General features: G+C 70.3%; 8 protein-coding genes. 2 read left to right on the top strand and 6 right to left on the bottom strand.

Features of this window, described 5'->3' with window-relative positions:
* Positions 1-422: 422 nt before the first annotated feature.
* The gene (locus tag QC283_RS36920; RefSeq protein ID WP_279566163.1) at positions 423-1709 is read right to left on the bottom strand and encodes an MFS transporter; all 1287 of its coding nucleotides are present in this window, start codon (positions 1707-1709) and stop codon (positions 423-425) included.
* Positions 1710-1916: 207 nt separating this feature from the next.
* On the opposite strand from QC283_RS36920, the gene QC283_RS36915 reads away from it, so the two are divergent.
* The gene (locus QC283_RS36915) at positions 1917-2384 is read left to right on the top strand and encodes a MarR family winged helix-turn-helix transcriptional regulator (protein WP_279566162.1); all 468 of its coding nucleotides are present in this window, start codon (positions 1917-1919) and stop codon (positions 2382-2384) included.
* A 150-nt stretch (positions 2385-2534) separates the two neighbouring features.
* On the opposite strand, the gene QC283_RS36910 is transcribed toward QC283_RS36915, so the two are convergent.
* Positions 2535-4847 carry an FdhF/YdeP family oxidoreductase gene (locus tag QC283_RS36910; RefSeq protein WP_279566161.1) on the bottom strand — a complete coding sequence of 771 codons (2313 nt, stop codon included), beginning with the start codon at positions 4845-4847 and terminating at the stop codon, positions 2535-2537.
* 37 nt (positions 4848-4884) lie between these two features.
* Positions 4885-5505 carry an SRPBCC family protein gene (locus QC283_RS36905; RefSeq protein WP_279566160.1) on the bottom strand — a complete coding sequence of 207 codons (621 nt, stop codon included), beginning with the start codon at positions 5503-5505 and terminating at the stop codon, positions 4885-4887.
* 399 nt (positions 5506-5904) lie between these two features.
* Between QC283_RS36905 and QC283_RS36900 the strand changes: the two genes are divergently transcribed.
* Complete coding sequence (locus QC283_RS36900; protein WP_279566159.1) at positions 5905-6930, top strand: LacI family DNA-binding transcriptional regulator; 1026 nt, start codon at positions 5905-5907, stop codon at positions 6928-6930.
* A gap of 112 nt (positions 6931-7042) precedes the next feature.
* Here the strand turns inward: QC283_RS36900 and QC283_RS36895 are convergent, their stop codons facing one another.
* The 3 genes from QC283_RS36895 to QC283_RS36885 are packed head-to-tail and all read right to left on the bottom strand — an operon-like array spanning position 7043 to position 10316.
* Positions 7043-8398: a GH1 family beta-glucosidase gene (locus tag QC283_RS36895; protein WP_279566158.1), complete on the bottom strand. Its 1356-nt coding sequence runs from the start codon at positions 8396-8398 to the stop codon at positions 7043-7045.
* 54 nt (positions 8399-8452) lie between these two features.
* Positions 8453-9292, bottom strand: coding sequence for a carbohydrate ABC transporter permease (locus QC283_RS36890; protein ID WP_279566170.1), 840 nt, complete (start codon positions 9290-9292; stop codon positions 8453-8455).
* A gap of 28 nt (positions 9293-9320) precedes the next feature.
* Entirely contained in the window at positions 9321-10316 is a 996-nt protein-coding gene (locus QC283_RS36885) for a carbohydrate ABC transporter permease (protein ID WP_279566157.1), read from the bottom strand.
* Between the last annotated feature and the right edge of the window lie 8 nt (positions 10317-10324).

Raw genomic sequence — 10324 nt, 5'->3', positions numbered from 1 at the left:
CGCCGGCGCGGCGGCCCCGCGGGATCTCGCCGTCCGGGCGGTCGGCGTAGGCGGTGAGGTAGGCGGCGACCTCGCCGCGGTGCGGGTACGCGGTCGCGCGGCGGTGCTGTGGCACTTCACGCGCCTGAACAACGGCAGCTACCGCATCGCCAGCACCCACGAGAGGAAGTACGTCACCCGCGTCGGCGACGCCAGGCACAACACCCCGGTCCGCCTGCACCCGAAGGAGACCGGCTCCTCCGACCAGCATGGGGACCTGGTGCCCATCCCCGGCCTCACCGACACACCCGGGCAGCCGCCGGTACGTGCCATCGTCGCCCGCGGATCGTCCTGCGCCATCGCCATGCTGGGCAACAGCCTCAGCATCGACACCGAGATGCGCCTCATCCGCATGGGGATGGACGTCCGCGTGTCGCGGGCGGTCAGGGGCGGGCGGTGCTCGCTGCGGTCGGCAGATCGACGAAGTCGGCGGCCGGGGCGGAGGCCGGGTCCGCGGGTGCGGGTGCCGCGGTTTCGAGGCCGTGTGCGAGGGGCTCGCGGTCGGTGGGCGTCGCCGTGCCGCGGCCGGGGCGCAGTTCCAGCCGGTGCGAGACGACGGCCAGCACCAGCGCGGCGGCGGCCAGGACGGCGCCGACGGCGTTGGGCGCGGTGTAGCCGAACCCCGCGGAGATCACCACGCCGCCGAGCCAGGCCGACAACGCGTTGCCCAGGTTGAAGGCGCCGATGTTGGCCGCCGAGGCCAGCGTGGGGGCGCCGTGGGCGTAGTCCAGGACCCGCTTCTGCAGCGGTGGAACGGTGGCGAAGCCCAGTGCGCCGATGAGAAAGACGGCCGCGACGACCGCGACCTTGACGGAGGCCAGGAAGGTGAACAGCAGCAGTGCCAGCGCCAGGCCGCCCAGGGCCGTGTAGAGCATCGGCATGAGCTTGCGGTCGGCGAACCGGCCGCCGATGAGGTTGCCCGCCACCATGCCGAGCCCGAAGACCACCATCAGCCAGGTGACGGAGGACTCGGCGAAGCCGCCGACGTCGGTCATCATCGGCGCGATGTAGGTGATCGCGGCGAACACGCCGCCGAAGCCGAGCACCGTCATGGCCATGGCCAGCACGACCTGGACGTTCTTGAAGGCCGCGACCTCGTGCCGCAGCCGCACGCCCTCCGGCTTGGGCATGTCGGGGACGAGTTTGGCGACGCCCGCCAGGCCGAGCACGCCGAGCGCGGCGACGATCACGAACGTCACCCGCCAGCCCGCGCTCTGGCCCACGAACGTGCCCAGTGGTACGCCGACGACGTTCGCCACGGTCAGACCGGTGAACATCATCGAGATGGCGCCCGCCTTCTTCTCCGGCGCCACCAGCTCGGCGGCGACGACGGAGCCGATGCCGAAGAACGCGCCGTGAGCCAGCGAGGCCACTACCCGGCCGATCAGCATGACGGCGAAGCCGGGGGCGGCGGCGGAAACGAGATTGCCGAGGATGAACAGGCCCATGAGCAACATGAGCATGTTCTTGCGGGAGATCCTGGTGCCCAGGACGGTCATGATCGGCGCGCCGATCATGACGCCAAGGGCGTAACCGGTGACCAGGAGGCCTGCCGTCGGCAGCGATACCCCGAGATCCGCGCCGACCTGGGGCAGCAGCCCCATGATCACGAATTCCGTGGTGCCGATTCCGAAGGCGCCCATGGCCAGGGCCAGTAGTGCGAGCGGCATGACGAGGTCCTTAGACGGTGCATAGGGGGAGGGGGATGGCGCGCGCCCGGATCGGATCGAAAGATGTGTACGCGCCTTATGAGCGCTCACAATAGTTGCACGCGCTGGATAACTGCAAGCGCGGGTATAGTGAACTGAGTGATATGCCCGGCAGTCCCCTGTCGGCGTGGTATCACCGCTCGCAAGACCCGACCGAGGGAGCTGCTCATGACCGCCACTGACCCGGCGATGACCGCACTGGCGCACAGTTGGTCGGCCCTCTCACTGCTGCACGGCCGCATCGAAGGCCGCGTCGAACGGGCGCTCCAGGCGGGACACAAGCTGAGTGCGCGCGAGTACTCGCTGTTGGACGTACTCAGCAGGCAGCACGACGGCGAAGGCGGCCACCTTCAGATGCGGCAGGTCGCCGACTCCGTCGTGCTCAGCCAGAGCGCCACCACACGGCTGGTGACCCGGATGGAAGAGCGCGGGCTGCTCTCGCGCTACCTGTGCCCCACCGACCGTCGCGGCATCTACACGGATGTGACCGAGGCCGGTGCACGCCTGCTGGACGAGGCCCGTCCCACCCACAACACCGCCCTGAGCAAGGCCCTCGGCGAGGCAGCCGAGGACCCCTCACTCGCTCCCCTCGTCAAGGCCGTCCACGAGCTGCCGGGTGCCATCCAGCCGGCGTGAACCGGCGCCCGAGCGTCAGCGAAGGCCATCACCGAAGCGCTGCTGGAGACTGTCCCGATCGACTCCGCCGCCGGGAAACCGCCGGCTCGCCGGCCAGGCGAAGCCGGGCCCGCTGTCGTCACGGGGCCCCGTCGGGATCGTGCGGCCGGGTCAGGCGTGGGTGGTCCGCGTCCGGTCGAGGACGGGTTCGAGGCGGACGACGATGCCCTTCGAGGTGGGCTGGTTGCTGATGTCGGCGACGCTGTCCAGCGGAACCAGGACGTTCGTCTCGGGGTAGTAGGCGGCGGCCGAGCCCTTGGCGACGGGGTAGGGCACGACCTCGAAGTTCTCGACCCGGCGCTCGGAGCTGTCCGCCCACACGCTCACCAGGTCGACGTGATCACCCTTGGCGAGGCCGAGTTCGCTCAAGTCGGCCGGGTTGACGAGCACGACGTGGCGGCTGCCGTGAATGCCGCGGTAGCGGTCGTCGTTGGTGTACGGGACGGTGTTCCACTGGTCGTGCGAGCGCAGCGTCTGCAGCAGCAGATGGCCTTCGGGCGACCGGGGGACCACGCCCTCGTTGCGAGTGAACAGGGCTTTGCCGACCGCGTTGTTGAAGACGCCCTCGTTGACCGGGTTGGGTAGTTGGAAGCCCCCGGGCCGGGCCACCCGTGCGTTGAAGTCGTGGAAGCCCGGCACGACGCGGGAGATGCGGTCGCGGATGGTTCCGTAGTCGCCCTCGAACGTGTCCCAGGGGATGTCCACCCTGCCGTCCAGGGTGAGCCGGGCGAGCCGGCACAGGATCGCGATCTCGCTCAGCAGTATGGGGGAGGCCGGTTCCAGGCGGCCCTGGGAGGTGTGCACCTCACTCATGGAGTTCTCGACGGTGACGAACTGCTCGCCGTCCGCCTGGACGTCACGCTCGGTGCGGCCCAGGGTCGGCAGGATCAGCGCGGTGTCACCACAGACGGTGTGCGAGCGGTTGAGCTTGGTGGAGATGTGCGCGGTCAGCCGGCACGAGCGCATCGCCTCCTCGGTGACCTCGCTGTCGGGAGCGGCGCGGACGAAGTTGCCGGCCAGGGCGAGGAAGACCTTGACGTGCCCCTCGCGCATCGCCTTGATCGAGTTCACCGAGTCCAGGCCGTGCGGACGCGGAGGGTCGAAGCCGAACTCCTTCCGCAGGGCGTCGAGGAAGCTGTCCGGCATCTGCTCCCAGATGCCCATGGTGCGGTCGCCCTGGACGTTGCTGTGGCCGCGCACCGGGCAGGCGCCGGTGCCGGCGCGCCCCAGGTTGCCGCGCAGCATCAGGAAGTTGACGATCTCCCGGATGGTGGGCACGCCGTGTTTGTGCTGGGTGATGCCCATCGCCCAGCAGACGACGACGCGATCGCTCTTCAGGACCTCGTCGCGGACCCTCTCGATCTCCTCGCGGGTCAGTCCCGTCGCCGCCCGCACGTCGTCCCAGTCCACCGTGCGGGCGTGCCGGGCGAACTCCTCGAAACCGGTGGTGTGTGCCTTGATGAAGCCGTGGTCCAGGACGGTGCCGGGCCGGGCGTCCTCGGCCTCCAGCAGCAGACGGTTGAGTGCCTGGAACAGGGCGAGGTCGCCGCCGGGCTTGATGTGCAGGAAGCGGTCGGCGATCTGGGTGCCGCGTCCGACGACCCCGCGGGGCTTCTGCGGGTTCTTGAAGCGCCGGAGCCCGGCCTCCGGCAGCGGGTTGACCGCCACGATCCGGCCGCCGTTACGCTTGGCCTCCTCCAGGGCGGACAGCTGACGCGGGTGGTTGCTGCCCGGGTTCTGCCCGACCAGGAAGATCAGATCGGCGTGGTGGAGATCGTCGAGACTGACGGTGCCCTTGCCTGTTCCCAGGGTCTCGCTCAGGGCGAAGCCGCTGGACTCGTGGCACATGTTGCTGCAGTCGGGCAGGTTGTTGGTGCCGAAGGCGCGGGCGAACAGCTGCAGAACGAAGGCGGCCTCGTTACTGGCGCGGCCCGAGGTGTAGAAGACAGCCTCGTCGGGGGAGGCCAGCGCCTTCAGTCCCTGCGCGAGGACGCCCAGGGCGTCGTTCCAGCTGAGGGGCTCGTAGTGCGCGGAGCCAGGCCGTTTGATCATCGGCTCCGTGAGCCGGCCCTGCTGGTTGAGCCACATGTCGGAGCGGCCGGCGAGGTCGGCGACGCTGTGCTCACGGAAGAAGTCGGTGGTGATCCGGCGAGTGGTGGCCTCGTCGTTGATGTGCTTGGCGCCGTTCTCGCAGTACTCGTTGCGATGGCGCCGGCCCGGGGCAGGGTCCGCCCACGCACAGCCGGGGCAGTCGACCCCGCCCACCTGGTTCATGGTCAGCAGGTCCACCCCGGTCTTGCGCGGGGACGTCTGCTCCAGGGAGTACTCCAGCGCGTGAACGACCGCGGGTACTCCGGCCGCCCACTTCTTCGGCGGTGTCACGGAGAGACTGGACTCCGGCTCCTCGCCGGCCGGGTTCTGCATGGGTTCGCCTTTCTCTCTCGCGTGTCCGGCACACCGGTCAGCCGACGGGCCACTGGGCCACGCGGCTCCTGGGCGGCTCCGGTCGATCGTGTTGCACGCGGCCGTCGCGGATCGTGCCGCGCCAGGCCCCGCCTTCCTGCCCCAGCCCTTCGATGAACAGCTTGAACCTCATGAGCTCGCCGCGCACCAGCCGGGAGGTCAGCCGGGCGGCCCAGGACGGGCGGGTGAGGATTCTCGCGGCTCCCCGCGGTCGCAGGAACATCCGGACAGTGATCGCGGTGCCGCCGGACTCCATCGGTCGGAACTCGGCCTCGCCCTGGTGGCGGGGGCTCTGCTCCAGACCGCGCCAGGCCAGGTAGGCGTCGGGGTCCTGTTCCACCGTCTCGATTGCGAAGCGGTGGCGCAGGGGGCCGTAGCCGATGGTCCAGGCGGTTACGGTGGGCCTGACCTGTTCGACGCCACGCACCACGGCCGAGAACCGAGGGAAGGCCTTGAACTGCGTCCACTGGTTGTACGCCGTCCGCACCGGCACCGCGACCTCGACCGTCTCCTCGACGTGCCGCTCGCGCAGCGGGCGACGGCGCGTGACCCCGCCACCGTCGGTGAGCATCCCCGGCGTGTGCGGCACGGCCTGCCGGGCGTCGTATTCATGCGCCATCGTGGTCTCTTTTCCGGTGAGGGATCCAGGCGTCCAGGCACCCGGGATCCCCGCGTGCGTCAGGGCTCCCCTTCCGGTTCCCACATCGGGCGCTTCGAGTCACCCCCGGTACGTCCGCGTCCCCGGGCGCGCCGGCTCCCTGTGCCGCCGCCGCCCGCGAAGCCCCGTTTTGCCGCCGTCTGCGGGAGGGGGGAATGCGGGCGGATGTGTCCCTGTCCGGCACGGGTGCGTTCGTGGAGGGGACAGTCAGCCGAACGATGTTCCCTGTGCAGACTGTGGACGAGGCCCGGGGGAAGCCCTGCCCTCTGGCGTTCCGGCGGACGCGTCGCCGCCTCCGTACGCCGCAGGACCGTCTGCCGCCCTGTGCCCGTGAGAGTGCCCGGCGGTTAGAGTTCCCCCATGAACAGGCAGGCCCCGACGCTGGAGGATGTCGCGCGGGAGGCGGGGGTCTCCCGCGCCACCGTGTCGCGGGTCGTGAACGGCGTACGCAACGTCGATCCCAGCATCCAGGACCTGGTCCGCGGCGCGATCGAGCGGACGGGCTACACGCCGAACCGGGCGGCGAGGGCGTTGGTCACCCGACGCACCGGGGCCGTGGCCCTCATCGTCTCCGGCGCGGGTGACGCCTTCGCCGGCCGCGTGTTCGCCGACCCGTTCTTCGGCCGTGTCGTCAACGGCGTCGTGGGGTACCTCCGGGCACGCTCGACGCAACCGATACTGCTGTTCGCCGAGTCGGAGGCGGCGAGAAGGCAGGTGGTCGACTACGTGGGGCAGGGCGGTACGGACGGTGCGCTGGTGGTCTCCGTGCGACCGGACGACCCTCTGCCGGACATGCTCCTGGCCGCCCGGGTCCCCACGGTGCTGTTCGCACGTCCCGCCCGGGCGACACCGGTCGGTTGCGTCGATCTGGACCACCGTGCGGGGGGACGCCTGGCCGGACAGCATCTCCTGGCTCGCGGCTGCCGCCGTATCGCGGTGATCGGCGCTCCGCCGGATCTCAGGGCCAGCCGGGAACGCCTCGCCGGATTCCGCGACGCCCTGGCCCGTGCGGGGCATGACAGCCCTCCCGTGGCCGAGGGCGTCTTCACCCTGGACAGCGGGGCGGCGGCCATGACCACACTGCTGCACGACCACCCCGAGGTGGACGGCGTGTTCGCGGCCAACGACCTGATGGCCCAGGGCGCCTGCCAGGTCCTGCGGGAACTGGGCAGGCGCATACCGGAGGACGTCGCCGTCGTCGGGTTCGACGACTCGAGCGTCGCGGTGACCTGCCGGCCGCCGCTGACCACCGTGCGCCAGCCGGTGGAGGACATGGCGGCGGCCATGGCCAGGATGCTCGGCGAGCAGGTGCAGGGCACCGTGACCCGCACCGAACCGCGCACCCTCGTCTTCGAACCGCAGCTGGTCGTACGCGAGTCCGCCTGATCCGGCGCGCCCTCCCCCGGCCGGACGCCGCCGGCCGGACAGCACCGGGCGGGCCCCGCCGCCGGGCGTGCCCTCGTGGCAGCCGGCGGCCGGGCACCCGGAGCCGGCACGGTCAGGCGTGGGACTCCCGGTGGGCACGGATGATCTCCGCGTACCGCAGACCGCTCGTCTTGACGGTCCGGGCCTGGGTCGCGTAGTCGACGTGGACGAGGCCGAAGCGCTTGTCGTAGCCGTAGGCCCACTCGAAGTTGTCGAGCAGGGACCAGGCGTAGTAGCCGGCCAGCGGCACGCGCTTGCGGACCGCCCGGGCACAGGCGTTCACATGCTGCTCCAGGTAGCGGGCCCGGTCGGGGTCGTGGACGGAGCCGTCGGGGGAGACGGTGTCAGGGAAGGCGGAGCCGTTCTCGGTGACGTACAGCTCGCGGACTCCGTAGTCGTCGGTCAGGCGCAGCAGCAGAGCCTCCAGACCCCCGGCGTCCATCTGCCAGTCCATGCCGGTGCGCGGTACGCCGGGCAGCCGGACCTCACGGGCGTACGGGACGGGACCCTCGGGGTCGTCGGCGACGGTCGCCGGGAAGTAGTAGTTGAGGCCGTGCCAGTCGAGGGGGGCTGCGATGGTGTCCAGGTCGCCCGCGCGCTCCGGCAGGTCCACGCCGTACAGCTCGCGCATGTCGGCGGGGAAGCCGCGGCCGTAGACCGGGTCGAGCCACCAGCGGTTGGTGTGGCCGTCCATGCGGGTCGCCGCCGCGATGTCCTCCGGGCGGGTCGACGCGGCCTCGACGGGGGAGTGGTTGGTGACGAGGCCGACCCGCGCCCCCGGGACCGCCCCGCGGACGGCCCGGGTGGCGAGACCGTGGGCGAGCAGCAGGTGGTACGAGGCGCGCACGGCGGCGGTCAGGTCGGTCAGGCCGGGTGCCATGCGGCCCTCCAGGTGGCCGATCCAGGCGGAGCAGAGGGGTTCGTTGAGAGTGGCCCACCGGGTGACGCGGTCGCCGAGCCGGGCGGCGACGACGGAGGCGTAGTCGGCGAGGTGCTCGGCGGTGTCCCGTACGGTCCAGCCGCCACGGTCCTGGAGGGCTTGGGGGAGGTCCCAGTGGTAGAGGGTGATGTTGGGGGTGATGCCGGCGTCGAGGAGGGCGTCGACGAGGCGGTCGTAGAAGTCGAGGCCGGCCGCGTTGACCGGTCCGGCACCGGTCGGCATCACGCGGGGCCAGGCGATGGACATGCGGTAGGCGTCGGTGCCCATCCGCTTCATCAGGGCGATGTCCTCGGGCCACCGGTGGTAGTGGTCGCAGGCCACGTCGCCGTGGTCGTCGCCCGCGACCTTGCCCGGCGTGTGGGAGAAGGTGTCCCAGATCGACGGTGCCCGGCCGTCCTCCGTGGCGGCGCCCTCGATCTGGTAGGCGGAGGTGGCCGTGCCCCAGGTGAAGTCGGTGGGGAAGGCGGCGAGGTCGAGCGATTCGGACACAGAGAGCCTCTCTGGGGTGGGCGGGAACGGGGTGCCGGTGGTGTGAGCCGGCGGCTACTTGACGGCGCCGGCGGTGAGGCCGGCGACGAGGTAGCGCTGGAGGAGCAGGAAGCCGGCGACGACGGGCAGGCTGACGACGAGTGAGGCGGCCATGATCTGGTTCCAGTACACGTCGTTCTGGGTGGAGTAGCCCTGCAGGCCGACGGCGAGGGTGCGGGTGGTCTCGTTGGTCATGACGGAGGCGAAGAGCACCTCGCCCCAGGCGGTCATGAACGCGTAGACGGCGACGGCGACGATGCCGGGGATCGCGGCGGGCACGATGACCCGGAACAGGGCGCCGAGCGGCCCGCAGCCGTCCACCTTGGCGGCCTCGTCGAGGTCTCTGGGTACCGAGTCGAAGTATCCGATCAGCATCCAGATGGAGAAGGGCAGCGAGAAGGTGAGGTACGTGAGGATCAGACCGCCGCGGGAGCCGAAGAGCGCGATGCCGGTGGCGTTGCCGATGTTGACGTAGATGAGGAACAGCGGCAGCAGGAACAGGATGCCGGGGAACATCTGGGTCGACAGCACCGTCACAGTGAAGAGGCGCTTGCCGCGGAAGGAGTAGCGGCTGACCGCGTAGGCCGCGAACACGGCGATGGTGACGGAGCAGACGGTCGCCGCACCGGCCACGATCAGCGAGTTCATGAAGTAGTCGGCCAGCGGGACCGTGTCCCAGATGTCGAAGTACGGGCGGACGGTGAGGCCCGAGGGGATCCACGCGAACTTCCCCGACACGTCCTCCAGCGGCTTCAGCGAGCTGGAGATCATCACGTACACCGGCAGCAGCACGAAGACGGTGAGGAGGGTCAGGAAGATCCGCCGGCTCCACAGGAAGGAACGCGGGGCGGCCATCGGGGAGCGGGGCCGGCGGACGGCTGGGCTAGGCATCGGTGGTCTTCCTTCCTCGGGAGGTGAACCAGAGGTAGACGCCCGTCACCACCAGAAGGAACAGGAGCAGCAGCACCGACATCGCGGAGCCCGTCCCGAAGTTCCAGGTCTGGAACGAGGACTGGTAGATGTGGATGGAGATCAGGTCCGCGGCTTGTGGTGCCGCCTTGCCGAACAGGACGAACGGGGTGTTGAAGTCGTTGAAGGTCCACAGGAACAGCACCAGGACGAGGACCTGGTTGACCGGGCGCAGTGCCGGCAGGGTGATGCGGCGGACCTGCTGCCAGACACCGGCGCCGTCGAGGGCGGCGGCCTCGTAGATGTCCTTCGGGATGTTCTGCAGCCCGGCCATGATGATGAGGAAGGCGAAGGGCCAGCCCTTCCACACCGAGACGACGAGCAGGGCGATGAAGCTGTTGTCGCCGATCAGCCAGAACGGGGGGCTGTCGGTGAGGCCCAGTTGGTCGTGCAGCACGTGGTTCACCAGGCCGTTGTCCCGCTGGAACATGAACGACCAGGTGATGACGGCGGCGTAGACGGGCAGTGCGTACGGGACGAGAAAGAGCGTGCGCAGGATGCCCCGGCCGCGGAAGGTCTCCTGCATGAAGATCGCCGCGGCCACGCCGATGAGCCAGCACAGGCCGACCGACAGCACGGTGAACAGGCAGGTGGTGAGGAACGAACTCAGCAGCGCCTCGCCGACGGGGGCGTCGAAGTCGACTGCCAGGGAGTAGTTGTCGAGGCCGGCCCAGGGGGCGGTGCCCCAGTCGCGGATGTAGAACTGGGTCAGCTCCTTGAAGCTGACGACGATGCCGATCACCATCGGCACGAGGTGGACCAGTAGTTCGAGCAGTAGTGCGGGGAGCAGCAGCAGGTACGGCAGCCCGACGCGGCGCAGCCGCCCGGGACGGCGTCTGCGCGGCGCCGCCCCGGGGTCGTCCTTCCGTGCCGTCCGCTCGCCTGCGTTCAGGGCAGCGGTGGTAGTCATGGCGGTGT

This window comes from Streptomyces sp. DH41 (assembly GCF_029813785.1).
GTDB lineage: Bacteria > Actinomycetota > Actinomycetes > Streptomycetales > Streptomycetaceae > Streptomyces.
Note: the sequence above shows the minus strand (reverse complement) of the source record. Positions and strands in the feature narration are given on the sequence as shown.

What these genes read in the sequence shown, in the direction of transcription:
- QC283_RS36920 (WP_279566163.1), bottom strand. Translation starts at nt 1,709, where the DNA reads ATGCCGCTCGCACTACTGGCCCTGGCCATGGGCGCCTTCGGAATCGGC.
- QC283_RS36890 (WP_279566170.1), bottom strand. Translation starts at nt 9,292, where the DNA reads ATGGCCGCCCCGCGTTCCTTCCTGTGGAGCCGGCGGATCTTCCTGACC.
- QC283_RS36915 (WP_279566162.1), top strand. Translation starts at nt 1,917, where the DNA reads ATGACCGCCACTGACCCGGCGATGACCGCACTGGCGCACAGTTGGTCG.
- QC283_RS36905 (WP_279566160.1), bottom strand. Translation starts at nt 5,505, where the DNA reads ATGGCGCATGAATACGACGCCCGGCAGGCCGTGCCGCACACGCCGGGG.
- QC283_RS36910 (WP_279566161.1), bottom strand. Translation starts at nt 4,847, where the DNA reads ATGCAGAACCCGGCCGGCGAGGAGCCGGAGTCCAGTCTCTCCGTGACA.
- QC283_RS36885 (WP_279566157.1), bottom strand. Translation starts at nt 10,316, where the DNA reads ATGACTACCACCGCTGCCCTGAACGCAGGCGAGCGGACGGCACGGAAG.
- QC283_RS36900 (WP_279566159.1), top strand. Translation starts at nt 5,905, where the DNA reads ATGAACAGGCAGGCCCCGACGCTGGAGGATGTCGCGCGGGAGGCGGGG.